20 protein-coding genes are annotated in these 24729 nt (G+C 69.9%); 16 read left to right on the plus strand and 4 right to left on the minus strand.

Features of this window, described 5'->3' with window-relative positions:
• Positions 1–5: 5 nt before the first annotated feature.
• From AC5RW2_RS02645 to AC5RW2_RS02695, 11 genes are all read left to right on the plus strand, one after another.
• Positions 6–1358: a DUF58 domain-containing protein gene (locus tag AC5RW2_RS02645; RefSeq protein ID WP_494073653.1), complete on the plus strand. Its 1353-nt coding sequence runs from the start codon at positions 6–8 to the stop codon at positions 1356–1358.
• Positions 1355–3883 (plus strand): transglutaminase TgpA family protein, encoded by a 2529-nt coding sequence (locus tag AC5RW2_RS02650; RefSeq protein ID WP_494073654.1) that lies wholly within the window; start codon positions 1355–1357, stop codon positions 3881–3883. Before AC5RW2_RS02645 ends, AC5RW2_RS02650 begins: the two co-directional genes overlap by 4 nt.
• Positions 3868–5067, plus strand: a complete 1200-nt coding sequence (locus AC5RW2_RS02655) for an RDD family protein (RefSeq protein WP_494073655.1) — start codon at positions 3868–3870, stop codon at positions 5065–5067. The genes AC5RW2_RS02650 and AC5RW2_RS02655 overlap by 16 nt, the downstream gene beginning before the upstream one ends.
• On the plus strand, positions 5064–5900 hold the full coding sequence (locus AC5RW2_RS02660; protein WP_494073656.1) for a PP2C family protein-serine/threonine phosphatase: 837 nt from the start codon (positions 5064–5066) through the stop codon (positions 5898–5900). The genes AC5RW2_RS02655 and AC5RW2_RS02660 overlap by 4 nt, the downstream gene beginning before the upstream one ends.
• The gene (locus AC5RW2_RS02665) at positions 5900–7666 is read left to right on the plus strand and encodes an FHA domain-containing protein (protein ID WP_494073657.1); all 1767 of its coding nucleotides are present in this window, start codon (positions 5900–5902) and stop codon (positions 7664–7666) included. The genes AC5RW2_RS02660 and AC5RW2_RS02665 overlap by 1 nt, the downstream gene beginning before the upstream one ends.
• A complete protein-coding gene (locus tag AC5RW2_RS02670) occupies positions 7663–9231 on the plus strand; it encodes a serine/threonine-protein kinase (protein ID WP_494026424.1) in 1569 nt (522 codons plus the stop codon). The genes AC5RW2_RS02665 and AC5RW2_RS02670 overlap by 4 nt, the downstream gene beginning before the upstream one ends.
• Positions 9232–9318: 87 nt before the next feature.
• Positions 9319–10020: a hypothetical protein gene (locus tag AC5RW2_RS02675; protein WP_494026423.1), complete on the plus strand. Its 702-nt coding sequence runs from the start codon at positions 9319–9321 to the stop codon at positions 10018–10020.
• 76 nt (positions 10021–10096) lie between these two features.
• Positions 10097–12271 carry an NAD-dependent DNA ligase LigA gene (gene ligA, locus AC5RW2_RS02680; RefSeq protein WP_494026422.1) on the plus strand — a complete coding sequence of 725 codons (2175 nt, stop codon included), beginning with the start codon at positions 10097–10099 and terminating at the stop codon, positions 12269–12271.
• A complete protein-coding gene (locus AC5RW2_RS02685) occupies positions 12268–12777 on the plus strand; it encodes a DUF2087 domain-containing protein (RefSeq protein ID WP_494026421.1) in 510 nt (169 codons plus the stop codon). The genes ligA and AC5RW2_RS02685 overlap by 4 nt, the downstream gene beginning before the upstream one ends.
• Positions 12778–13060: 283 nt before the next feature.
• Complete coding sequence (locus AC5RW2_RS02690; protein WP_494014259.1) at positions 13061–13810, plus strand: hypothetical protein; 750 nt, start codon at positions 13061–13063, stop codon at positions 13808–13810.
• 94 nt (positions 13811–13904) lie between these two features.
• The gene (locus AC5RW2_RS02695) at positions 13905–14402 is read left to right on the plus strand and encodes a GNAT family N-acetyltransferase (protein WP_494026420.1); all 498 of its coding nucleotides are present in this window, start codon (positions 13905–13907) and stop codon (positions 14400–14402) included.
• Positions 14403–14437: 35 nt separating this feature from the next.
• Here AC5RW2_RS02695 and AC5RW2_RS02700 read toward each other — a convergent pair whose 3' ends face one another.
• Entirely contained in the window at positions 14438–15568 is a 1131-nt protein-coding gene (locus tag AC5RW2_RS02700; RefSeq protein WP_494026419.1) for a metallophosphoesterase, read from the minus strand.
• 310 nt (positions 15569–15878) lie between these two features.
• Between AC5RW2_RS02700 and gatC the strand changes: the two genes are divergently transcribed.
• From gatC to AC5RW2_RS02725, 5 genes are all read left to right on the plus strand, one after another.
• Positions 15879–16175, plus strand: coding sequence for an Asp-tRNA(Asn)/Glu-tRNA(Gln) amidotransferase subunit GatC (gatC, locus tag AC5RW2_RS02705; RefSeq protein ID WP_493977642.1), 297 nt, complete (start codon positions 15879–15881; stop codon positions 16173–16175).
• Positions 16176–16184: 9 nt separating this feature from the next.
• Positions 16185–17687 carry an Asp-tRNA(Asn)/Glu-tRNA(Gln) amidotransferase subunit GatA gene (gatA, locus tag AC5RW2_RS02710; RefSeq protein WP_494026418.1) on the plus strand — a complete coding sequence of 501 codons (1503 nt, stop codon included), beginning with the start codon at positions 16185–16187 and terminating at the stop codon, positions 17685–17687.
• Positions 17688–19199: an Asp-tRNA(Asn)/Glu-tRNA(Gln) amidotransferase subunit GatB gene (gatB, locus tag AC5RW2_RS02715; protein ID WP_494002512.1), complete on the plus strand. Its 1512-nt coding sequence runs from the start codon at positions 17688–17690 to the stop codon at positions 19197–19199.
• Positions 19200–19452: 253 nt separating this feature from the next.
• Positions 19453–20331, plus strand: coding sequence for an aminoglycoside phosphotransferase family protein (locus AC5RW2_RS02720; protein ID WP_494073658.1), 879 nt, complete (start codon positions 19453–19455; stop codon positions 20329–20331).
• Positions 20332–20401: 70 nt separating this feature from the next.
• Complete coding sequence (locus tag AC5RW2_RS02725; protein ID WP_494073659.1) at positions 20402–20779, plus strand: VOC family protein; 378 nt, start codon at positions 20402–20404, stop codon at positions 20777–20779.
• Between the two features lie 197 nt (positions 20780–20976).
• Here AC5RW2_RS02725 and AC5RW2_RS02730 read toward each other — a convergent pair whose 3' ends face one another.
• The 3 genes from AC5RW2_RS02730 to AC5RW2_RS02740 form a co-directional block, all read right to left on the minus strand.
• Entirely contained in the window at positions 20977–21435 is a 459-nt protein-coding gene (locus tag AC5RW2_RS02730; RefSeq protein WP_494073660.1) for a DUF779 domain-containing protein, read from the minus strand.
• A 14-nt stretch (positions 21436–21449) separates the two neighbouring features.
• Positions 21450–22973 (minus strand): acetaldehyde dehydrogenase ExaC, encoded by a 1524-nt coding sequence (exaC, locus tag AC5RW2_RS02735; RefSeq protein ID WP_494026413.1) that lies wholly within the window; start codon positions 22971–22973, stop codon positions 21450–21452.
• A 200-nt stretch (positions 22974–23173) separates the two neighbouring features.
• A complete protein-coding gene (locus AC5RW2_RS02740) occupies positions 23174–24535 on the minus strand; it encodes a GAF domain-containing protein (protein ID WP_494073661.1) in 1362 nt (453 codons plus the stop codon).
• Positions 24536–24729: the final 194 nt, after the last annotated feature.

The raw sequence follows: 24729 nt of genomic DNA on the forward strand, positions 1-24729 counted from the left end.
GCGGCATGACCGAGACGACGACGAAGCGGGCCACGGAGCAGACGAAGCGGTTCGGTGGCCTCGGCGAAACCGTCCGGCGGTTGGCCCCGGACGAAGGCAGCACACTGCATCCGGCCTCGCTGGCGGCCCGGGCCGATTCGCTGGCAGGGCAGTACGTGCGGCCGGGCTGGCAGCGGGTCCGGGGCGCCGCGGAGCGCTACCTGCGGCCCGTGCTGGAAACGGTGAGCCCGCTGGGCTGGGTGGTGGCCGGCGGCACGGTCCTGCTGTTGGTGCCCGGGATGGCCTTCGGCTGGCAGGAAGCCAAGATCGCGGCACTCACGGGACTGTTTCTGCTGTTGCTGGCGATAGGTTTTGTGTTGGGCCGTTCCTCGTATGGTGTGGAACTGGACCTGGCCCGCACCCGGGTCGCGGTCGGCGACCAAGCCGTGGGGAGCATAGCGGTGACGAATACCGCGGACAAACCCCTGCTGCCGGCCGCGCTGGAGCTGCCGGTCGGAGCGGCCACCGCCGTGTTCCAGTTGCCGCGCATGAAGGCCGGCCAAGTGCACGAGGACCTGTTCACCATCCCGACGCAGCGCCGCGCCGTCATCGTGGTGGGCCCGGTCCGTTCGGTGCGCCAGGATCCGCTGGGCCTGCTCCGCCGCCAGATGATGTGGACGGAACCGACCGACCTCTTCGTCCATCCGCGCACCACCGCGCTCGGCAGTTCGGCCGCCGGCTTCATTCGCGACCTCGAGGGCCTGCCCACCAAGGAACTGGCCAGCGCCGACGTCTCCTTCCACGCGCTGCGCGATTACGTCCCCGGCGACGACCGCCGCTACATCCACTGGAAAACCACGGCGCGCACCAACACGCTGATGGTGCGCCAGTTCGAGGAAACCCGCCGCGCGCATCTCGCCGTCGCGGTCTCGACGAACACCGAGGAGTACGGTTCGGAGGAAGACTTCGAACTGGCGGTCTCAGTCGGCGCATCGATCGGGCTGCAGGCCATCCGGGAGGAGCGCAACCTGAGCGTCCTGACCCAGCGGGGCCCGCTGCGCAGCGAAACCGGCCGGATACTGCTCGATGAAATGACTCGGATCGAGGGCAAACCGCAGCGCTCCACCGCGGTGGAACTGGCCCGCAGTACCGCCGACGCGGTTCCGAATGCGTCCGTCATGTTCCTGGTCGTCGGTGATCACGTGTCCGCCACGCAGCTGCGCCAGGCATCGTCGGCCGTTCCGGTTGGCATCCGTGCGTTCGCCATCCGCTGCGGCGGCGGCCTCCAGGCCGCCCGGGCGACCATCGGCGACCTGTCCGTGCTGTCCCTGTCCACCCTGGACGACCTGGCCCTCGTGTTGCGGAAGGCCGCCGCATGAGCGGCAGCGCCAACGCTCCGTCTCCGGAGCAGCAACCCGGGCGGGTGCGCCGCCGTGCCGCCGCTGCACAGAACGACGCCGGCCCTGCCACCCCGCGGAAGCGGCGCCTGCCGGCCGGCGGCGGATTGTCGACCCGGCTGCCGCGGCCCGCAGGACAGGTGGCCGTCGACGCGGCTGTCCTGGTGCTGCTGCTGGGACTGGGACTGGCCGGATTCCATCATGTTTTCGGCGGAAACGGCCGCTACCTTACTGCAGGCTTCGGCGGCATCGCCGTCGGCCTCCTGCTCTCGCTGGTCGGCGCGCGCTACCGGCTGGGCCTGTTGTCCACGGCCACCGCGGGACTCGCGGCGTACCTGCTGCTCGGCAGCACCTTCGCCGCGCCCGGCGAAGCCATCGGCGGCGTCCTGCCGTCGCTGGACTCGCTGCGAATCGTGCTCACCGGCTTCGTCTTCGCGTGGAAGGACATCCTTACCGTCGCCCCGCCGGTAGGGATCTCCGGCGGGATGCTGGTGGTGCCGTTCCTGGGCGCCCTGGCCGCCGCCCTGCTGGCCGGCACGTTTGCGTGGCGCCTCCGCGGGCCGTACTGGCCGCTGTTGCCGGTACTGGCGTTCTTCCTGCTGGGCATCGCGTTCGGCACCGATGTCCCGGTGCTGCCGGTGCTGCGGGGCGTGCTGCTGGTCGCCGTGGCCGCGGCCTGGCTGGCGTGGCACCGCCACCTGGCCCGGGGAGATGCCGCTGCCGGTGTGGCCACTGCGGCGCCGGCGGATCCCGCCGCACACCGGGCAGGGCCGCGGCGAAGGCTCGGCCTGGGCGCGGGAATGCTGGCGTCGGCGGTGGCGCTCACGGCGCTGGCCGGCCCGGCACTCACGGCGCGGGGCGATCGCGAGGTGCTGCGCGACGTCGTCGTCCCCCCGGTCAACCTCTACGACTATCCGAGCCCGCTGATGGATTTCCGGAGCTACGTGAAGGACCGGGCCGAGGAGACGCTCTTCACCGTCGCGGGGCTGCCCGAGGGCCAGCGGGTGCGCTTGGCGGCGCTGGATACCTTCGACGGCACGGTCTACAACGTCAACCCCGAAAGCGGGGGCAATTTCAAACCCGTCGGCGACGCCGGTTCGCTCGGCCCGGCGTCCGGCGGCACCGCGCGGCTCGACATCCGGATCGGGGACTACAGCGGCGTCTGGCTTCCCGCGGGCGGGCACATCGACGGGATGGCGTTTCAGGGCGAGCGGGCGGCCGAGCTGGGCGGCTCGCTGTTCTATAACGACGACTCCCAGACGGCGCTGACCACCCGGTACCTGCTGGCCGGAGACAGCTACTCGGTAGAGACCACGTTCCCCGGCCGGCTGGAGGACGCCCAGCTGGCACAGTATGACTTCGCCTCCGTCCGGCTGCCGAAACCGGCCAGGGTGCCGGACATCGTCGCGGCCAAGGCGAACGAGTTTGTCGGCGAAGCGACGGTGCCGATCGAACAGGTGCGCCAACTGGAACGGAACCTGCACGAGAACGGCTTCTTCAGCAACGGCAAAGAAGATGAGGCCCGCAGCCTCTCCGGCCACTACGCGGGGCGGATGATCCAGTTGCTGGACGCCGACCAGATGATTGGCGACGACGAGCAGTACGCCGTCGCAATGGCGTTGATGGCCCGGCACCTGGGCATCCCGGCCCGGGTGGTGATGGGCTTCTACCCGGATCCGAAGGAAGGCCGGTCCGCCGGGGAAGCAGTTCAGATCAAGGGCGAAGACGTGCACGCCTGGGTGGAGGTGGCATTTGAGCATGCCGGCTGGGTCGCCTTCGATCCGACGCCGGACGAGGACAACGAGCCGACGCCGCCGCAGCAGGAGCCGAAGTCCACGCCCAAGCCGCAGGTCCTGCAGCCACCCCCTCCGCCGCAGGAACCGGCCGAGCTGCCGCCGGACACCGCCCCGGAGCCACAGGACGCCGAGCAGCAGGAGAAATCGTTCTGGGAACTGTGGGGCTGGCTCTTCGCGACCGTGGGCCTGGCCGCCCTCCCGCTGGCGGTATTGCTGCTGCCGCTGTTGCTGATCGCCTGGCTGAAGCTGCGCCGCCGCAAGCGGCGGGCCAGCGAAGGCCTGCCGAGCCAACGCGTGGGCGGCGGCTGGCGCGAGGTGATGTCCCTGGCCACCGACATGGGAGCGAGCGCCCCCGCCAACGCCACCCGGCGCGAGCACGCGGCCGCGCTGGCAGGGCAGTTCCCGGCCACCGCCGACGGCACCACCCTGCTGGCACACCGGGCCGACGCGGCGATCTTCGGGGCAGCCGAACCGACGGAGGTGCAGGTGCAGCAGTACTGGGACCAGGTGGACGACTCGCTGGCGAAGATGAAGGGTTCGCTGGGTTTCTGGCAGCGGCAGCGGGCAAAGTACACGCCGCGCTCGCTGGTTGCCGACGCCAGGAGGCGGCTGGCGCGGCGGCGGACAACGGCCGCCACTAGAATCCGTACAGTAGACTCACAGGCCGGACGGCCGAAACAGGGCGGGAGCAGCACGTGGCAGCAAGACTGAATCTGGTCAGCGCCCCGGTCGGCAAACGGCTGGGGGCGTGGCTGATCGACAAGATTCCGCCGGCCGTGCTGATGCTGGCCGCCTACGCTGCCAGCGTGCCGGCCGTGATGGAAGCCGCGGCCTCGGGCAGCGCCTCCGCGGCCGCGGAGTCGCTGGGCGGCCTGTTCCTGTGGATCGGGTTGGCGACCGTGCTGTCGCTGGCCTACACCATCTGGCTCTGGGGCTGGGAAGCGACCACCGGCAAGACTCCCGGCAACGTGCTGTTGGGTTTGCGGACCGCGAATGAGGACGGCCACGCGGCCGGCTGGGGAGCCATCTTCCTGCGCGGGCTGATCATCGCCGTGGGCGGACTGGTCTTGGCGGTGGGCGCGGTCGTGGTGGTGGTCTCCAACGTCTGGGACCGCAACCACAGGCGGCAGGGCTGGCACGACAAGGTGGCCAAGACACTGGTGCTCGACGTGGCACAGGGCCGCGATCCGCTGACCACCGGCGGGCTCTACGGGCCGGCGGCCTTCGCCCCGGATGGTACGGACGCCCGCGCCGGCTTTGCCGGCGTGGCACCGGACGGACAAGACCCGCACCGGCCCGCCGCTGAGGCGGCTTCGCAGCCCTCCGGGGTCATTGCCGCGATCCCGGGATTCGGCCCGGCAATGGAAGCACCGGCGGCCAAGCTGCCGGCGGCCCGCCCCGGCTCCAACGTTCCGCCGACGCCGGCGGCTGACCGCTCGGGCACCCCGGGTGAGCCGCCGACATCGGCCCCGGCTCCGGCACGGATAGCTGCGGAGGCCGAACCGCACCACCACCCGGACGAAGAATTCGCGGCGACCCGGGTCCGCACGGTGGCCCCGCCGTCGGGCCCCCTCACCATTACCTTCGACGACGGGCGCGATGTGGTACTTGAAACGACGGCCCTGATCGGGCGCAACCCGGCCGCAGGCGCCGGCGAGGATATTGACCATCTGATCGATTTCGCGGACATGGGACGTTCCGTCTCCAAGACCCATCTGCTGCTGCGGGTCGACGGCGGCACCGTCTGGGTGACGGACCGCAACTCCACCAACGGGACCGCGGTGACCGGCGGCGACGGCATCCGCCGTCAGCTGGCCCCCGGGGAACCCGTGGCGGCGCAACCCGGCGCGACCGTCGAATTCGGCGACCGCAGCTTTACCATCGGACGGGCATGAGCACGGCGTCGGGAGGGGAGCCCATCCGGCTCAGTGTCGGTGCCGGGTCCGACCGCGGGTTGCGACGGCAGTTGAACGAGGACGCGTATCTGGCCGACGGGACGCTGTTCGCGGTGGCCGACGGCATGGGCGGGCACGAGGCGGGCGAAGTGGCCAGCCGCATTTGCGTGGAGACGATGCGGGACTACGTGGCCAGCCACGAACTCGGCGCGCACGAGCTGGAGCAGCTGATCGGCCGGGCGGACGCGCGGATCAGGGCGGCGGCTGCATCGCGGGCGGGCACGACGGTGTCCGGGGCCGCGCTGGTCGCCGAACGCGGGGTGCCGTATTGGCTCGTGTTCAACGTCGGCGATTCCCGCACCTACCGGCTCAGCCACGGCAAGCTTGTCCAGATCAGCATCGACCACTCCGAGGTGCAGGAACTGCTCGAGGCCGGACAAATCACCGCCCAGGAGGCCCTGGTGCACCCCCGACGGCACGTCATTACCCGGGCGCTGGGCACCGGCGAAGACAACCAGCCGGATTTTTGGATGGTGCCCGTGGAACCGGGGGACCGGATCATGATCTGCTCCGACGGGCTGACCTCGGAGGTCAGCGACGACCACATCTACGCCATCCTCACCTCCGTATCCGGTCCCCAGGACGCAGTCGATGCACTGATCCAGGCCGCGCTGCGCTCCGGCGGGCGCGACAACATCACCGTGGTCGTCGTTGATGTAGCCGGTCCCGCAGGCGACGCTGACGACGCCTCGACCGCCCCGCGGCAGGAGGATACGACGACGCTGCCCCGGCTGGACGCCCCGGAACAGGCAGCCGCCGAGGAGGACGCCTGATGGCGGGCATGACGTACAGCCCGGGGCCTTGGCTGGGGCTGGTCAGTGGCGGCACGGCGGTGCTCCTCGAACCCGGCGCTCTCGAGGACCTGGTGCAGCAGTTGTGGCAGGCGCTGGAGTCCGGCGCCACGCTGGAAACGTTGCTCGGAACGGTGGTCTCCGGGTACGGCGCCAACCTGTCGGCCATGCCGCAGTTCGGCATCGTCTCCTGCTCCGGCGGCATCCACGCGGTGCTCCGCGGCGACGTGGTGGTGTCCGCCGACCCGGACGGGCAGGAATTGAGCGGACGCGGCGTCTCGAGCTGGACCGAGGGACGGCTGCGGGCCGGCAGCGTGGCCATTGCGGCCGGGCCCGACGGCGCCCGGCCCGAAGGCCGGACGGGACGGTGGCTACCGCTGCGCGCCGGGGCGGTACAGCTGGCCGCCCTGCGCATGGGCCCGGCACTGGAGGCCGGACTGGAGCCCCGAGTAGAGGGCGCAGCCGATCCGGACCGAACGGACCGGACGGCCGGCGTTTCTGCACCCGCACCCGCACCGGCATCGGCGGCCCCTGCACCCGCACCGGCAACGGCACCGGCTCCCGCACCCGCCCCGGTTCCGGCACCCGCCCCGGTTCCGGCCGCGCAGCCCGAGCCGGCTCCTGCACCCGCCCCGGTTCCGGCCGCGCAGCCCGAATCGACAGAACCGAACTCCGCCGGCGCCGGGTGGGCCGAAAGCCTGGACCTGACCAGCCTCTACGTGCCGGACGATGAGTCCGAGAGCGCCGCCGCCGACGAATGGGCGCCCGCAGACGAACCGGCGCCCCCGGCCGGACAGACCGCCGGCGCCCCCGCGGAACCGGACCCCGCGGCGGCAGACGATGGCCTGGACCAGACGGTAGTCCACGCCGCAGCGCAGCGTGCCAACCTGCAACCGCCGCCGCCCCCAGCCGCCGGCGAGGTTCCGGCCGGGGCCGCCGCCGCACCACGCCCCGCGGCGGCTGGCCCGACCGGGCGGCCCGGCCAGCCGCTGGACCTGATCGATGCCGTTCCCTGGCTGACGCCCTCTTCGTCCGCCCGCGCCGCCGCCACGGCATCGGCCGCGGGAGCGGCGGGGGATTCGGAACCGGCAGCGGCTGCCAACCGCGGCCCTGCCGCCGTCGCTAGCCCACCGGCCGGATTCGACGGCGGCGACCACGACGGCGGAGAACGCGGCGCCGGCGACCACGATGCCGGCGACCACGACGGGCAGACGCTGATGCGCAGCGACCTGCCCGAGGTTCCGGCCGCACCCGCCCCCGAGGCGGCGCCGTCGCCGGCCCCGAGCACCGCCCCCATGGTGCTGGCCCGGGTGTGCGCTCTCGGCCACGCCAATCCACCGACCAGTTCGGCGTGTTCCGGGTGCGGCGGGCCGTTGAACGGCGAGGCCCGGGAAGTGCAGCGGCCGGCGCTGGGGCACCTGCGGTTGTCCACCGGCGAAGTGGTGGAACTGGACAGGCCCGTGATCGTCGGACGGCAGCCTTCCGCGAACCGGGTGCAGGGCAGGGTGATGCCTCGGCTGGTGCCGGTGCACAGCGCCAGCGGGGACATTTCGCGCTCGCACGTGGAAGTCCGGTTGGAAGGGTGGCACGTCATCCTTGCCGACTTAAAGTCGACCAACGGGACCTTGCTCCTGCGCGGCCAGCAGGCGCCCCGGCGGCTGGGCCACGGCGAGGCGGTCATGCTGCTGGACGGCGACATCGCGGACCTGGGCGACGGCATCTCCCTGCGCTTTGAGGACCTGCCGTGAGCGTGAAGCGCCCGCCCGCACCGCCGCCCGCCATCGACGGGTACCGCTACGTCAGGCTGCTCGGCTCCGGCGGTTTCTCCGACGTCTATTTGTACGAACAGGATCGGCCCAGGCGCCGGGTTGCGGTCAAGGTACTGCTGTCCGGGCTGAAGACCGAGGACGCCCGACGCCGCTTCGAGTCCGAAGCAAACCTCATGGCGCAACTGTCCACGCATCCGTTCATCGTCACGATCTACGAGGCCAATCTCACCGCCGACGGACATTCCTACCTGGCGATGGAATATTGTTCACGTCCCAGTCTGGACGTCCGGTACCGCAACGGTCCGCTGGGGGTGGACGAAGTGCTGGCCCTCGGCATCCAGGTGGCCTCGGCCGTGGAAACCGCGCACCGAGCGGGAATCGCGCACCGCGACATCAAACCCGCCAACATCCTGGTCACCGATTACAACCGGCCGGCCCTGACCGACTTCGGCATTTCCTCGAGCACCGACGGCGGAGATGGGGACACCGGCATGTCCATACCGTGGTCGCCGCCGGAAGCCTTCCGGGGCAATGCCGGCAACGGCACCCGCAGCGACATCTGGTCCCTGGGCGCCACGATCTACACGCTGCTGGCCGGCCGGTCCCCGTTCATCCAGCCCGGCGGAAACAACTCCCAGCGGGACCTGATGGACCGGATTGCCCATGCGCCGCTGCCGCCGCTGCGCCGTGCCGACGTGCCCGCATCATTGCAACTGGCCCTGGCGACGGCGATGGCCAAGTCGCCGGGGTCGCGGTTCACCTCCGCCTATGCCTTCGCGCTGTCCCTGCAGCGGGTCCAGGCGGAATTGAACCTCTCGGTGACGCCGTTCGAGGTGCTGGAGGAAGCACGGCCGGCTGAAGCGGACGGCGGCGACGACGGCGAGGCGACGCGCGTCCGCGGGATTGTCTCCATCGACCCGGCCGCCGGCACGGTACCGACCGCGCCCGGTTTCGCCTTTCCCGAACGCACCGGGCGGCTGCCCGTGGATCCGCCGTCGGCAGCAGGCAGCGCTCCCGGGCCGTGGCTGCCCGGCGCCGAGGGACGGCCCCCTGAGCCGGCCCCGTACGGCTCCACCGTGCTGCGGGACTCCGAACGGGATGCAGCGACGGAACCAGACGGCGCTGCGCGGCGCCGCCCCTGGGCCTGGGTGGCGGGGGCGGTCGCGGCGGCGGCGGTCCTCGCCGGCGCCGCCGTCGTGCTCAACCGGCCCGCCCCGGAGGCTGCGGTGGCCGAGGCCCCCGTCAGCCGGCCGCCGGCGAATGCCCTGGAGGGCCTGTCCGGCAACGTGGTGCCGCCCGAGGATTTGGCCGGCCGGGTCGAGGGCGGCGAGGCGGTCTTCAGCTGGATCAATCCGGACCCGCGGGACGGCGACCTGTTCATCTGGACGCCCGTTACCGCGTTGGGCCGGGGCGAGCCTGAGCGCACCGGCGAGCCCGAGGCGACCGTGCCGCTGGCGCAGAACGACCGCACCTGCATCGAAGTGGTGGTGGTGCGGGCCAACGGCCGGGCCTCGGATCCGGTCCGCGGTTGCGCGGATCAGTAGCTGCCCGGACTGCGTGGCTTTTGCGGGTAGGTTTGGAACGATGAATCACGCGCCGACCCCTGGCCGGCGCAGACAAGGGGGCTAGCGGTGGCGGATGTGAGCATTGAGTTCTGCGGCGAATGGTACGAAGCCACGAACGACGACGTGTTCACCATTGGGCGCGAAGGCGACCTGGAGATCGACGACAACCCCTACCTGCACCGCAAGTTCCTGCAGATCGCCCACTACGACGGCATCTGGTGGTTGGCCAACGTCGGTTCCCTCATCTCCGCGACCATCGCCGATTTCACCGGGGGCATGCAGGCATGGCTGGCGCCGGGAGCGCGGATCCCCATGGTCTTCAGCCAGACGAACATCGTTTTCACGGCCGGTCCCACAACCTATGAGCTGTCGGTCCACGTGAAGACGCCGTCGTTCCGCCAGGAACACCGGGACACGGACGCGGTGGGCGAGACCACCATCGGCCCGGTGGTGTTCACCGCGTCGCAAAAGGCCCTGATCCTGGCCCTGGCCGAGCCGATGCTCAGGCGTGACGGGACCGGGCTCAGCTCGATTCCATCGTCCTCGCAGGCGGCGGCCAGGCTGGGCTGGCCCCTGACCAAGTTCAACCGCAAGCTGGACAACGTCTGCGACAAACTGGACCGGGTGGGCGTCGCCGGACTGCGCGGCGGCGGCGGAAAGCTCGCCACCAACCGGCGCGCGCGGCTGGTCGAGCACGCCGTCACCTCCCATCTGGTCACCGCGGCCGACCTGCCGCTGCTCGACGAACGGCCGGACGCCGAAGACTGAGCGGCCGCCGGTCCGCCCGGGGCACGCGAGCACCGCCGTCGTCGCCTGAACCGCGCTTCTCGGGCAAGATAGTCAGGTGAGCACAGTCGAAACACCTGCCAGCGGGATTCCCAGCGACGAAATCCGCCACGAGTACGAGCAGTTGACCGAGGACGTCCGCAAGTACCGCTACGCGTACTACAACGAGGACGCCCCGCTGGTCTCGGACGCCGAATTCGACGGGCTGTACCGGCGGCTGGAGGAGATCGAGGCCCTGCACCCGGAGTTGGTGGCCAACGACTCGCCCACGCAGGAAGTCGGCGGCGAGGTCTCGGCCGCCTTCGCCCCGGTGGAACACCTGCAGCGGATGTACTCGCTGGAGGACGTCTTTTCGCTGGACGAACTGAAGGCCTGGGTGGACCGCGCCACGGCGTCTGTGGCCAACCTGGGCAACGGCAGGAAGCTGCGCTGGCTTAGTGAAGTGAAGATCGACGGCCTGGCCGTCAACCTGCTCTACCGCAACGGTGAACTCATTCGCGCCGCAACCCGCGGGGACGGCACGACCGGCGAGGACATCACCCACAACGCCCTGACCATCGCGGACATCCCGCGCCGGCTCTCCGGCAGCAACATCCCGGCCGAGGTGGAGATCCGCGGCGAAATCTTCATCCCCACCAAGGACTTCCTGGCCCTGAACGAGCGGATGGTGGAGGCCGGCAAGGCGCCGTTCGCGAACCCGCGGAACTCGGCGGCCGGCTCGCTGCGGCAGAAGGACCCGAAGGTGACGGCCGAGCGGCCGCTGCATATGTTCGTCCACGGGATCGGCGCCCGTGAAGGGCTCGACGCCGAGAGCCAATCGGAGACCTACGCCCTGCTGCAGGAATGGGGGCTGCCCACCAGCCCCTACTTCAAGGTCGTGGACAGCTACGAAGAGATCCTGGAGTTCATCGAGCACTACGGCGAGCACCGCCACGACCTGCTGCACGAAATCGACGGCATCGTGGTCAAGGTGGACGACTTCGGCCTGCAGCGCGCGCTGGGCCATACCTCGCGGGTGCCGCGCTGGTCCGTGGCCTATAAGTATCCGCCGGAAGAGGTCCACACCAAGCTCCTGGACATCCGGGTGAACGTGGGCCGCACCGGCCGGGTGACGCCGTACGGGGTGATGGAGCCGGTGAAGGTGGCCGGTTCCACCGTGGAGATGGCTACGCTGCACAACCAGGACGTGGTCAAGGCCAAGGGCGTGAAGATCGGCGACGTCGTGGTGCTGCGCAAAGCCGGCGACGTCATCCCGGAGATCGTGGGCCCGGTGCTGGCGCTGCGGGATGCGCAGGATCCGCCGGTGCGCGAGTTCGTGATGCCCACCGACTGCCCCTCGTGCGGCACCCCGCTGGCTCCCGGCAAGGAGGGCGACGTCGACCTGCGCTGCCCGAATGCCAAGTCCTGCCCGGCGCAGCTGACCGAGCGGGTGGCCCATCTGGCCGGCCGCGGCGCCTTCGACATCGAAGCGCTGGGCTACGAGGCGGCGTTCGCGCTGACCCGGCCGGCCGAACCCGAACAGCCTCCGCTCACCAACGAGGCCGGGATTTTCAGCCTCAGGCCCGAGGACCTGGCCGACGTGCGGATCCGGCGCGAGAAGAAGGATAAGGGGGTGCCCACCGGCGAGACCGAGCTGGTGCCCTACTTCTACACCAAGGGCACCGCCAAGAAGCCCTCGGTTCCCACGGCCAACACCAGGAAGCTCTTCGAGGAGCTGGAGAAGGCCAAGACCCAGCCGCTCTGGCGCGTCCTGGTGGCTTTGTCCATCCGGCACGTGGGTCCCACCGCTTCCCGAGCCCTGGCCACGGCCTTCGGCTCGATGGACGCCATCCGGGCCGCCAGCGAAGACCAGCTGGCGCATGTCGACGGCGTCGGTCCCACCATCGCGGCGGCGCTGAAAGAGTGGTTCGCCGAGGACTGGCATGCCGGGATTGTCGATGCCTGGGCGGCAGCCGGTGTGCGGATGGCCGACGAGGTGGACGAGAGCATGCCCCGCACGCTGGAAGGGCTGACCGTGGTGGTGACGGGTACGCTGCCGAACTTCAGCCGTGACGAGGCCAAGGAAGCGATCATCATCCGCGGCGGCAAGGCCTCGGGCTCCGTCTCGAAGAACACCAGCTATGTGGTGGCGGGCGAGAACGCGGGGACCAAGCTGGACAAGGCCGAGTCCTTGGGCCTGACAGTGCTGGATGAGGACGGTTTCCGCCGGCTGCTGGAAACCGGCACGGCATGACGGGGGAGCGGCCAGGGCCCGCCGCCAGCTGGCAGCAGTTGCTCTCCGCCCTGGCCAGCGAGCGGCTGCGCGGGCTCTATGCCGCCCTGGTGCTGGGCCAACAGCCGGAGATGACCCCCAAGGAACGGCAGAAGCTGGTTGCCTCCGGCCTGGTGACGGACGACGGCGGTGCCCTCGCCGTCGAGCCGGGCGTCTTCAAGGCCGCGCTGGCCGCGGCCCGGAAACCCGGGCCGGCCGGGCCGGAAAGGTTCCTCACCGGCGGGCTGGTGGTGCTGCCGTCGCGCGCCTCGGACCGGCTGGAACTGCTGGGCTACATCCGCGACCGCGTCATCGCCGGAGGCGAGGTCATGGCTGAGAAGGACCTGAACGCCCGGTTGGCCGCGTTCACCTCCGATGTGCCGATGCTCCGCCGTGCCCTGGTCGATGACGGCTTCCTGGACCGCGAGCCGGACGGCAGCGACTACCGGGTCGGCCACCGCCGCGCCAACAGCCCCGGGCAGCCGTAGCCGCGCGAGGGGCGGAACGTGTGCCGCCGCGGATTAACCGAGCCGACGCCGGGGCCCCGGCGGGGTAGTTGCACGGGCGTCGCGAAAGCGGCCTTTATCGTCCCGGCGTGCGGCATTATCGGCCGGTTTCGACGATATACAGCGTTCTCGACGTTATAGGCCGCTCTCAGCGGGAAGAGGGATACTGGCAGCACTACGCGGGCCCAACCATTCTCCCGCGGCCTCGTGAAACTATCGTGACTGGCATCACCCGCCATGGGACGATGGATGTGCGAGGTGAGCCATGAACGAATTCTTTGCCGACGGTTTCCCCTGGTGGTTCATCTGGGTCGGTTTCGCCGTGGTCTCCGGTATTGGACAGCGTGCCAGGCGGACCCGGCGCGGCCAGGGCTGGAACCGCGGCGGCCGGCGCCACGAAAGCGCACGCTCGGAGGCCGCGCGGCGCGAGGCCGACCGGCTGCGTGCCGCCGCAGCCGCCGAACAGCAGCGGCTCCGCGACACCGCGGCGGTAATGGCCGACCACGATGCGGTGAACGCGCGCTGGCTGGACTATGAGCTGGACGTGGCCAAGCTGATCGATTTTCCCATGATGTCCGATGTCCGCGAGCCGCTCACGGTGGCGTTCCTGCGCGCCAAGCGGACCGCCGACGGGCTCCGGCCGGTCACCGCTGCGGAAGTTGCCACCGACGAGCGGCTGCGCGAATACCGCGAGGCCGTGCGGGCCTACGAGGTCGCCTTCGACATCGCCGAACGCGAGGCCCGCCGCATTCAGGACCAGCACTTCAGCGGCCCCGAACGGCTGCGGCTGAACACCGCGCGCCGGCTGCTGACCATCGCGGTGGATAGGGCGGCAACGCCCGCCGAGCGGCAGCTGGCCTACGCGCGCGCCCGCAAGGAGCTCGACGGCCTGTTGGCGCTGCCGGCCGAGGCGGTCGCCGCCCTGCAGCGGCGGGTCAATCCGGAATTGCTTCCGCCCGTGCCCCGTCCGGCGGCCGGGCCGTCGGCGGGACGGCCGGCCGGCGGCCCGGCCTGAACCGTATTGGCGCGCACCGCCCGTGGTGCGGGAAACTGGTCAGGCAAGCCCCGCCGTCGTACGTTTACTACCCGCAAGGACACCGCCCAAGCACATGCAGATCACCATCCGCCCTGCCACCGCTACCGATTACGACGACGTGGAGCGCCTGACGCGCGAGGCATACCTGGCCGCTGGACACTTCCCGGCAGCCGACCACCCGTATCTGGTGCACGTTTCCGACGTGGCGCACCGGGCCCGGCATGCCGAGATCTGGGTGGCCGAGCGGGGCGGAAAGGTGGCCGGGGCGGTCACGCTGACCCAGGCCGGCGGGGAGTATGCGGACATCGCCCGGGAGGGCGAACTGGAGTTCCGGATGCTGGCCGTGGATCCGGGGCTGCAGCGCTCGGGCGTCGGCCGGGCACTCGTGGACGCCATCGTGGAATACGCGCGCACGCTGCCGGGCATCAACGCCGTGAGCCTGACCACCGGCAGCGACTGGACCGCGGCGCACCGGCTGTATGAGTCGCTGGGATTCGACCGGGTGCCGGAGCGCGACTGGCCGGTACCCGGGACCGACATCCGGCTGCTGGTCTTCGTCAAACGCCTCTAGCAGCCGCAGGAACTTACGCTGCAGGCAGCGCGTGCTCAGGGTTTCCTGAACGTGAACGAATCGGTGAAGTTTGCGCCGCCGGCGCCCATAAACGCGGCCATCAGGGAGTCCTCGGTCACCTCGATCTCCACGAACCCGTGCGCGGGCTCGGCGTTTGCGCCGGAGTAGGCGGCGAAGTAGGGCGCCTCGGCGTCGGAGCCGTTGATGTCGCGCAGCGGTTGCCCGCCGGTGCCGACCGTCGCGAAGACCGTGCCGGCACCGGACTCGAAGTCTGCGTCGGTGTCGGAGATGCAGGCATTATCGCTGTGCGCGGGCAGCAGCGACGGGCAGTCCGGCCCCAGGGCGAGTTGGTGTGTCCGCTGGTAGAGGTGTTCGTGGCCGTGCAGCACCAGGTCCACTTTTTTGTCCAGCAGCAGATCCGTCACGGCGGAACCGGGATCGCACTCGTAGGCGCCCGCCGAGTGGCAGGGCTTGTGGGAACCGACCACAACCCACGGGATGTCCGCGGCGCGGGCCGAGTCTATGGCGGCGGCCGTCCACCGGTAATGGTCGGTGCCGGGAAGGTAGTCCCAGCGGCCGGATTCCGGAAACTCCAGGCCCGGCGAGATCAGTATCAGCCGCAGCAGGGGGTCCCGCTGGGGGATGTCTACGAACCATTGGCGCCCATAGGCGCCGTGGACACCGGGTAGGCGGGGAGGCAGGCAGCGGGCGAATTCATCGATCGAACCGTTCCGGCCATCGCTTTCGTGGTTTCCGGCGACCAGCTGCAGGGGGATATCCGCCCCCAGGTGGTCGGTGACGAAACTGCACCACCCGGATTCGGTGCCGGGAAGGCCGTAGGACAGGTCGCCGAGCGCCAGGCCGAACCGGGAGCCGCTTTCCGCCATCGCTTCCAGCACCTGCGCGGCACCTTCGTCGAAGCCGAAGTCCCCGGCCGCCGCGAATTTCACGCTTTCCGCGGAGTTGCCGGCTGTCCGGGGCGCGGCGGCGGCCGGGTCGGAGGCAGGTGGTGACGCAACCGGCGGTGCGGCCGGCGCGCGAGAGGTCACGGAAGTAGGGCCCGCCGAGGCGTGCGGCGCCGGGGCGGGCGAGCCTTGCCCCGGACTGCTGCAGCAGGGCAGCAGCAGGGCGGTGAGGGCGATGGCAGCCAGCCGAGCCGGACGCATGGGGACCTCCTCGCCGCGAAGGACTTCGGCAGCCGGCAGGAAGCCTGGCGGCCCGGCCTGGGCCCGAGCGCGTGCCACATTCTAGGTGCCCGGTGTCAGACGGTCAACGATAAAGCGGCACGGGCAGTGAGCCGAAACGATCAAGTCCGTGGTCCCCCCGCTGTCCCTGCGGATCGCCAAGCCCAAGACCGGGCGCCGGGAAGCCGGAGGCTGTCGCCGTGGGATGGTCCCTCGGCATTTCCTGGCGAATCCCGACCCTTCTGCGCCGGTAGACTGAAAAGGAAAAGCATTCCATCCGCGTAGGAGACTCATGTCTGAGATCAATCGTGCGGCGGTGGCGCATTTGGCGCGGCTGGCCCACATTGAGATGACCGCCGAAGAACTGGACAAGATGGCCGGCGAACTCGACGTCATTGTCGATTCGATCAAGTCCGTCCAGGAAGTTGCCAGCCCCGACGTTCCGGCGACCTCGCACCCGATCCCGCTGAACAATGTGTTCCGCGAGGACGTGGTGGGGGAGACGCTGAGCCAGGAACTTGCCCTGGCGAACGCACCGGACCAGGCCGACGGCCGGTTCAAAGTTCCGGCGATCCTGGACGAGGAGTAAGACGCACCCATGAGCGAACTGATTACCCACAGCGCGGCCAAGCTGGCCGAGATGCTGACCGCTTCGGAGGTGTCCTCGGTGGAGGTCACCCAGGCGCATTTGGACCGCATCGCCGAGGTCGACGGCGACCTCAACGCGTTCCTGCACGTGAACACCGACGAGGCGCTCGCGGTGGCGGCGGACGTGGACAAAGCCCGCGCGGCCGGCGAAGAGCTGCATGCCCTGGCGGGCGTTCCGATAGCGATCAAGGACCTGATCGTCACCGTGGGCCAGCCCACCACGGCCGGCTCGAAGATCCTTAAGGGCTGGATGAGCCCGTACGACGCCACCGTGGTCAAGAAGATCCGGGCGGCGCGCATGCCGATGCTGGGCAAGACCAACCTGGACGAATTCGCCATGGGTTCCTCCAGCGAGCACTCCGCCTACGGTCCCACCCGAAACCCGTGGGATTTGGACCGGATCCCCGGCGGTTCCGGCGGCGGCTCTGCGGCTGCCGTGTCCGCCTTCGAAGCACCGCTGGCGCTGGGCACCGACACCGGCGGTTCCATCCGCCAGCCGGCCGCAGTGACCGGTTCGGTGGGCGTCAAGCCGACCTATGGCGGAGTTTCCCGCTACGGCGCCATTGCGATGGCGTCTTCGTTGGACCAGATCGGTCCGGTGACGCGCACGGTCCTGGACGCCGCGCTGCTGCATGAGGTCATCGGCGGACACGACCCGGCCGACTCCACCTCGCTGACCGACCCGGTGGGCGCGCTGGTCGAGGCCGCCCGGAACGCCGACGTGCGGGGCATGCGCATCGGCGTGATCAAGGAACTGCAGGGCGAAGGCTACGCGGCCGGCGTGCAGGCCCGCTTCGACGAGGCCCTGGAACTGCTGCGCGGGGCCGGCGCCGAGGTGCTGGAGGTCTCCTGCCCGAACTTCAAGTACGCGCTGGGCGCCTACTACCTGATCATGCCCTCGGAGGTTTCCTCCAACCTGGCCAAGTTCGACGGCGTCCGCTACGGACATCGCGTGCTGCCGGCCGAGGGCCCGATGACGATCGAACGCGTGATGGGTGCCACCCGTGCCGCCGGCTTCGGCGACGAGGTCAAGCGCCGCATCATCCTGGGCACCTACGCCCTGTCCGCGGGCTACTACGACGCCTACTACGGTTCGGCGCAGAAGGTCCGCACGCTGGTTCAGCGCGACTTTGCCGCAGCGTTTGAGACCGTCGACGTGCTGGTCTCTCCCACGGCCCCGACGGCCGCGTTCAAGCTGGGCGAGAAGCTGGACGACCCGATGGCCATGTACCTCAACGACGTGGCCACCATCCCTGCAAACCTCGCCGGAGTGCCTGGCATATCGGTGCCGGGCGGCCTGACCGACGGGCTGCCGGTGGGGATCCAGTTCCTGGCCCCCGCCCGTGAAGACGCCCGCTTGTACCGCGCCGGCGCCGGTCTTGAAAACCTGCTGGAAGCCCAGTGGGGCGGCCCGCTGCTGGCTCAGGCTCCTGTCCTCGGAGGTGTGAAGTAAATGGCTGCAACAGAAGAGTTGGTCTCCTTCGAAGAGGCGATGGCGAAGTACGACCCGGTCCTCGGGTTTGAGGTCCACGTTGAGCTGAACACGAAGACCAAAATGTTCTCCGCCGCTCCGAACGCGTTCGGCGATGTGCCGAATACGAACGTGTCGCCGGTGGACCTGGGCCTGCCCGGCGTCCTGCCGGTGGTGAACAAGTCGGCGGTGGAGTACTCGATCCTGATTGGGCTCGCGCTTAACTGCAAGATCGCCGAATCCTGCTTCTTCGCCCGGAAGAATTACTTCTACCCGGACACCCCGAAAAATTTCCAGACCTCCCAGTACGAAGACCCGATCTGCTACGACGGCTACCTGGACATCGAGCTGGAAGACGGCGAAGTGTTCCGGGTGGAGATCGAACGCGCGCACATGGAGGAGGACGCGGGCAAGCTCACCCACATGGGAGGCGCCACCGGCCGGATCCAAGGCGCCGAGTACTCGCTGGTGGACTACAACCGCGCCGGCGTTCCGCTGGTGGAGATCGTCACCAAGCCGATCGTCGGAGCCGGTTCCCGTGCTCCGGAACTGGCCCGTGCCTACGTGGCCGCCGTCCGCGAGATCGTCAAGAACCTGGGCGTCTCCGACGCGCGGATGGAACGCGGCAACGTCCGCTGCGACGCGAACGTGTCCCTGATGCCCAAGGGCTCGGAGCAGTTCGGCACCCGCTCCGAGACCAAGAACGTGAACTCGCTGCGTGCGGTGGAACGTGCCGTCCGCTTCGAAATCCAGCGTCACGCGGCGGTCCTGGACGCCGGCCGGAAGGTGGTCCAGGAAACCCGCCACTGGCACGAGGACACCCGCTCCACGACCGCGGGCCGGCCCAAGTCCGACGCCGATGACTACCGCTACTTCCCGGAACCGGACCTGGTCCCGGTGGTCACCACCGAAGAGTGGATCGAAGAACTGCGTTCGCGGCTGCCCGAACCGCCGGCCGAACGGCACAAGCGGCTGAAGGCCGAGTGGGGCTATTCCGACGCCGAATTCCGCGACGTGGTCAACGCCGGCGTGATGGAGTCGATCGAGGAAACCATTGCCGCCGGAGCCTCCGCCGCCGTGGCCCGCAAGTGGTGGATGGGTGAAATCTCCCGTCGCGCCAAGGAAGCCGAACTCGAACCTTCGGAACTGGGCGTGAGCCCGCTGACCGTGGTCGAGCTGGACCGTCTGGTGCAGGCCGGCAAGATCAACGACAAGCTGGCCCGCCAAGTGCTCGACGGCGTGCTCGCCGGGGAGGGCACGCCCGAGGAGGTCGTGGAGAAGCGCGGCCTGGCCGTGGTGTCGGACGATTCCGCCCTGCTGGAAGCCATCGATGCCGCGCTGGCAGCCCAGCCCGAGGTGGCCGAGAAGATCCGCGGCGGCAAGGTCCAGGCCGCCGGCGCCATCGTGGGCGGGGTCATGAAGGCCACCCGCGGGCAGGCCGACGCCGGTCGGGTCCGCGAGCTGATCTTTGAACGTCTCGGCGTTCAGGGTTAGCCGGTGGAGCGGACGATGAGCGGTGATGGGTCGCGCCGTGCCGGGGCCGATATCGGCCCGGTTCCACGGCGCCCGGTCCGCCCGGGGACGCGCGCGTCCGCCGGCGCCGACATCGGGCCGGTTCCGCTGGCCTAGCGGACCCGGGCCGACATCGGGCCGGTTCCGCTGGACTACCGGACCGGGTACGACAGCCTTCGCCGCCGGCGGGGCCACGCCCGCCGATTAAGGGGAGTACGGAAACAGAATGGCTTCGATGCCTGCTGCCGAAATCGACATCAGTAACGACCTGGTGCAGCGGTTGCTCTCGGACCAGTTCCCGGACCTCGCCCGGCTGCCACTGGTGCGGGTGGCCAACGGGTGGGACAACGTGACGTTCAAACTCGGAGCCGATCTGGCCGTCCGGCTGCCGCGCCGGACCGCGGCAGGGGATCTGGTGCTGCATGAACAGCAGTGGCTCCCGTCCCTGGCCCGGGAGCTGCCCCTCGCCGTGCCGGCCCCGACGCGCCGCGGCAGCCCGACGTCGTACTATCCCTGGTCCTGGTCGGTAGTGCCGTGGCTGGAGGGCCGGGCTGCCTGGCGCCTTCAGCCGGAGGAACGGCGACCGCTGGCCCCGGGGCTGGCGGCGTTCGTGGCCGCGCTGCACGTGCCCGCCCCGGCGGGCGCCCCGGTGAATCCGGTGCGCGGCGTGCCGCTGTCCTCCCGCGACGCCGCCGTGCAGCAGCGCCTGGCTTCCGGGGCCATTCCGGAGGCAGAACGTGTCACGGCGCTGTGGCGCCAGCTGTCCGCCGTGCCCGCGTGGGAGGGACCGGCACTGTGGCTGCACGGCGACCTCCACCCGGGGAACCTGGTGGTGAACGGAAACCGGTTGGCGGCCGTCATCGACTTCGGCGACATCACCGCGGGCGACCCGGCGACCGATCTGGCCGCCGCCTGGCTGGTGTTTGACGCTCCGGGGCGCCGGGAGTTTATTGCGGCCGTCGAAGCGCGCACCGACGTTTCCCCGGACACCTGGCAGCGCGCCCGCGGCTGGGCGTTGAACATCGCGACGGTGCTGCTGACCTCCTCGGATGACAACCGGTTGTTGCGCGGCGTGGCGGAGCGGGCGCTGGCCGAAGTCCTGTCCGGGAGCTAGCCGCCGCGCCGCCGCCGCAGTAGCATGGCCGGACTACTGCCCAGGAAGTGCGTCCACGGGAGGAGCGGCGATGCCCGGCCCCACAGGACTGCAGCTGCATGCAACGGTGCTGGGAGCGCCGGATCCGTTGGCCTTGGCTCAGTTTTACGGTCGGCTGCTGGGCTGGGACATCCGCACCAACGAGCCAGACTGGGTGACGCTGGCCAATCCGGGCGGTGGGCCGGGGCTGTCCTTCCAGCTGGAGGAGGACTACCGCCGGCCGGTCTGGCCCGAAGAACCCGGCGAACAGCAAATGCTGATGCATTTGGACATCCTCGTCGAGAACCTGGCCGCCGCCTGCTCTCATGCCGAGTCGGTAGGGGCTGAACGTGCCGGATACCAACCGCAGGACGACGTCCGGGTGTACTTCGATCCGGCTGGGCACCCGTTCTGCCTCTTCGAACGCTAGCCGCGCGGGCAGTCAAGGTTTCCGCTCCTGCTCCGGTTCGGGAGCTTGCTCCGGTCCCCGCTCCTGCTTGGGTCCGGGCCCCTGCTCCGGTTCGGGCCCGCACTCCGGTTCGGGCGCCTGCTCCGCCTCTTAAGCGGAGCAGGGGCCCAAACCGGAGCATCGCCCAGGGAGATCGGCACCCGGCCCGGACCTACCCGTCAGGCCGGCTGCCCGCTCCCGTCGAGCAGCCGGGAGCGGATTAGGAAGCGTTTGCCCTCCGGCGCCTCCACCGAGAACCCGCTGCCGCGCCCGTCCACCACGTCCACGGTCAGATGCGTGTGTTTCCAGTACGCGAACTGCTCCCGCGACATCCAGAAGTCCAGGATCCCGCGGCCGGGAAGGTCGAACGTGCCCAGCAGCACGTCCGCATCGCCGGTGAGGAATTCACCGGCCGGATAGCACATGGGGGAGGAACCGTCGCAGCAGCCGCCGGACTGATGGAACATCAGCGGCCCGTGGGCCTCCCATAGTCTTTGCAGCAGCCCGACCGCCGGTCCAGTGAGCGCCACCCGGGAAAAATTCTCCCCGGGCAGCGCCACCGCGGCCTCGAGCGCCGCCTCGTGTTTCGCGGCGGGCGGGGTGGGTGCACCCTGCCCCTGCGGTGAAGCAGACGCCATGACGTGACCTGTCTTTAGAAGAAGCCGAGCTTGTTCTCGTTGTAGCTGACCAGCAGGTTCTTGGTCTGCTGGTAGTGGTCCAGCATCATCGCGTGGTTCTCGCGGCCGATGCCCGAGGACTTGTAGCCGCCGAACGCCGCTCCCGCCGGGTAGGCGTGGTAGTTGTTCACCCACACCCGGCCCGCCTGGATTTCGCGCCCTGCCCGGTAGGCCACGTTCCCGTTGCGGCTCCACACTCCGGCTCCCAGCCCGTAGAGCGTGTCGTTCGCAATCTGCAGGGCTTCCTGATAGTTCCCGAACCGGGTAACCGAGACGACCGGCCCGAAGATCTCTTCCTGGAAAATCCGCATGCTGTTGTCGCCCTCGAAGATGGTGGGCTTCACGTAGTAGCCGTCGGCGAGGTCCCCGTCCAGGATGTTCCGGCCGCCGCCGGTCAGGACTTTCGCGCCCTCCTGCTGGCCGATGTCCATGTAGGACAGGATCTTCTCCAGCTGGTCGTTGGAGGCCTGGGCGCCGACCTGGGTGTCCGTGTCCAGCGGGTTGCCCTGGATGATCGACTCGGTCCGGGCCAGGGCATCGGCCATGAACGAGTCGTAGATCGACTCCTGCACCAGCGCCCGCGACGGGCAGGTGCAGACTTCGCCTTGGTTGAACGCGAACAGGGTGAAGCCCTCCAGCGCCTTGTCGTAGAACGCGTCGTTTTCGGCGGCGACATCGGAGAAGAAGATGTTCGGGCTCTTCCCGCCCAGCTCCAGCGTGACCGGAATTAGGTTCTGCGACGCGTACTGGCTGATCAGCCGGCCGGTGGTGGTCTCGCCGGTGAACGCGATCTTGCGGATCCGCGGACTGGACGCCAGCGGCTTGCCGGCCTCCACGCCGAAACCGTTGACCACGTTGACTACGCCCGCCGGCAGGATGTCCGCGATCAGCTCCATCAGCACCAGGATGGACGCCGGTGTCTGCTCCGCAGGCTTAAGAACGACGGCGTTGCCCGCCGCAAGCGCGGGAGCCAGCTTCCACGTGGCCATCAGGATGGGGAAGTTCCAGGGGATGATCTGCCCGACCACACCCAGCGGCTCGTGGTAATGGTAGGCGGTGGTGTCGTCGTCCAGTTGGGACAGCCGGCCCTCCTGGGCCCGGATGGCCGAGGCGAAGTAGCGGAAGTGGTCGGCGGCCAGCGGGATGTCGGCGGCCAGGGTCTCGCGCACGGCCTTGCCGTTGTCCCAGGTCTCGGCCACGGCCAGCAGTTCCAGGTTCTCCTCGATCCGGTCCGCGATCCGGTTCAGCACGGCGGCCCGGTCCGCTACCGAGGTCTTGCCCCACGACGGTGCCGCCTTGTGGGCGGCGTCCAAGGCCAATTCGATGTCCTCGGCGGTCCCGCGTGCCACTTCGCAGAACGTTTTGCCGGTCACGGGGGAGGGGTTCTCGAAATATTGGTTCTTCACCGGGGCGACCCATTCGCCGCCGATCCAGTTCTCGTAGCGCTGCTTGAAGCTGACGGGTGATCCCTCGGTTCCGGGCTGGGCGTAAACAGTCATGGTCGACTCCTCTGGCTTCGGTGTCCGGACCCCCACGGCCCGGCAGACGGCACTGTCTGTGTCCCCAGAGCCTACGGAGGGCAACGTTGCAATCAGGTTGCAGGGGTTGCCCATGCTGCGGCTCCGGCCGCGCACGGTCCAGAGGGGGCCGCCGGACCACCGGCTCCGCCTGCACCACCGGCAGCGTTCCGAAAGTCCCGTCAGTCCCCGGCTTCCAGCTGTTCCAGCACCGCGACGACCGCGGCCCGCTTGGGTGAGCGCGGCGGCAGGAGGCGCAGCGCCGCGCGCCAGGCCTCGCCGTCGTACTTTGCCTCGGGAAGCTGCAGGTACCGCAGGACTTCATCCGGCGAGGCGCTGCTGAGCACTGCCTCGCGCAGGGTGGCGCTGACGTGCCGGCGGAAACCGACGACGCCCGGCGCCTCCGACCGCGGAACGACCTGCCCGCGGTACAGGCCAAGCGCCTGCCGGTGTGCCCCGCGGGCCAGGCACCGGAGGACCTGCTGCGCGTCGACGGCCACTTCCTGGGGGAGGCGGTAGGGCCGGGATGTGGGCACGGCGGCAGGGCTGATGCCAGCCAGCAGCTTGCGCAACCGCACCATCTCGGCGCGCAAGGTGGCGCCCTGGGCCCGCGGGTTGAGCTGGTCCGCCAGTTCCCCGGCCGTCAGGCCGGCGGGATGCAGGGCAAGCAGGGTGAGGATCTCCGTGTGCCGCTGCGACAACTCGATCCGCTGGCCGGCCAGTTCCAACAGTCCCTGATCGCGTCCCATGATGCGCAGACCGGCCTTCGGGCGGGCTCCGGATTCGCCCTCGGGACGGGCCGGCGTCCCCCGGCGCCGCGTGATCGGGCCGGCAGGCACTGACCGGCTCCGTGTCCCCGGGTCGTGCCGGGCGGCTGCCTGAAGGCGGAGAATGCGCAGCTCTGCCTCGGCCGCCGCTACCGCCGCCCGGACCAAGGACAGCGTGTGGGGCGCGGCCGCTTCCTCCCCGCCGGTCAGATCCACGACGCCGAGGACGGCGCCGGTTTCGGGATCATTGATGGGGACGGCGGTGCAGTTCCATGAATGGACCGCCCGGCTGAAGTGCTCGGCACCGGCGATTTGGACTCCACGGCCCAACGCGAGCGACGTGCCGGGCGCGCTGGTGCCCACGGTCGCCTCCGACCAGTCGGTGCCGGGCATGAACATCATGCCTTCGGCGCGGTCTTTCAGGCGGGCCTCTCCGTCCACCCAGAGCAGCCGCCCGTGCCGGTCTCCCACGGCCACCAGCATCCCCGCGTCGCGGCTGGGCTCCACCAGCAGCCGGCCAAAGACCGGCATGATGGCGGACAACGGATGGTTCCGGCGGAACTCGTCCAGCGCGTCCGCGGCCATGACCAGTGGAGCCAGCGCCCGATCCGGATCCGCCGCGTGCCGCAAGGACCGTTGCCAGGAGTCGCGGACCACTGCGCGCAGCCCCCTGATGCTCCCGGTCCCGGCGGACAGCTGCATCGGATCCAGCCGCTCGTGCGCGGCGTAGGCCTGGTCCTGCACGGGCCGGGACGCTGGCTGGGCTGGGTGCGGCACTGGAGAACCCCTTTTACCGGATCGCAGCCACGCACCTGTGGCCGGGGTCACAGTCTAGCCTGCGCTTCCGCGGCCTTTCCACCGGCTTTCACGGCACCCGGCTCCGGACCGGTTTCCTGCTTCCCATGGGGTCGGCCTGCCCGGTCCGCATTCGGTGACTCGCGGATGCCCTACGGCCGCCGGTTGCGAGCAAA

The sequence above is a fragment of the Arthrobacter sp. B0316-1-20 genome, assembly GCF_059091865.1.

What these genes read in the sequence shown, in the direction of transcription:
- AC5RW2_RS02645 (WP_494073653.1), top strand. Translation starts at nt 6, where the DNA reads ATGACCGAGACGACGACGAAGCGGGCCACGGAGCAGACGAAGCGGTTC.
- AC5RW2_RS02650 (WP_494073654.1), top strand. Translation starts at nt 1,355, where the DNA reads ATGAGCGGCAGCGCCAACGCTCCGTCTCCGGAGCAGCAACCCGGGCGG.
- AC5RW2_RS02660 (WP_494073656.1), top strand. Translation starts at nt 5,064, where the DNA reads ATGAGCACGGCGTCGGGAGGGGAGCCCATCCGGCTCAGTGTCGGTGCC.
- AC5RW2_RS02665 (WP_494073657.1), top strand. Translation starts at nt 5,900, where the DNA reads ATGGCGGGCATGACGTACAGCCCGGGGCCTTGGCTGGGGCTGGTCAGT.
- AC5RW2_RS02685 (WP_494026421.1), top strand. Translation starts at nt 12,268, where the DNA reads ATGACGGGGGAGCGGCCAGGGCCCGCCGCCAGCTGGCAGCAGTTGCTC.
- AC5RW2_RS02690 (WP_494014259.1), top strand. Translation starts at nt 13,061, where the DNA reads ATGAACGAATTCTTTGCCGACGGTTTCCCCTGGTGGTTCATCTGGGTC.
- AC5RW2_RS02695 (WP_494026420.1), top strand. Translation starts at nt 13,905, where the DNA reads ATGCAGATCACCATCCGCCCTGCCACCGCTACCGATTACGACGACGTG.
- AC5RW2_RS02700 (WP_494026419.1), bottom strand. Translation starts at nt 15,568, where the DNA reads ATGCGTCCGGCTCGGCTGGCTGCCATCGCCCTCACCGCCCTGCTGCTG.
- gatC (WP_493977642.1), top strand. Translation starts at nt 15,879, where the DNA reads ATGTCTGAGATCAATCGTGCGGCGGTGGCGCATTTGGCGCGGCTGGCC.
- gatA (WP_494026418.1), top strand. Translation starts at nt 16,185, where the DNA reads ATGAGCGAACTGATTACCCACAGCGCGGCCAAGCTGGCCGAGATGCTG.
- gatB (WP_494002512.1), top strand. Translation starts at nt 17,688, where the DNA reads ATGGCTGCAACAGAAGAGTTGGTCTCCTTCGAAGAGGCGATGGCGAAG.
- AC5RW2_RS02720 (WP_494073658.1), top strand. Translation starts at nt 19,453, where the DNA reads ATGCCTGCTGCCGAAATCGACATCAGTAACGACCTGGTGCAGCGGTTG.
- AC5RW2_RS02725 (WP_494073659.1), top strand. Translation starts at nt 20,402, where the DNA reads ATGCCCGGCCCCACAGGACTGCAGCTGCATGCAACGGTGCTGGGAGCG.
- AC5RW2_RS02730 (WP_494073660.1), bottom strand. Translation starts at nt 21,435, where the DNA reads ATGGCGTCTGCTTCACCGCAGGGGCAGGGTGCACCCACCCCGCCCGCC.
- exaC (WP_494026413.1), bottom strand. Translation starts at nt 22,973, where the DNA reads ATGACTGTTTACGCCCAGCCCGGAACCGAGGGATCACCCGTCAGCTTC.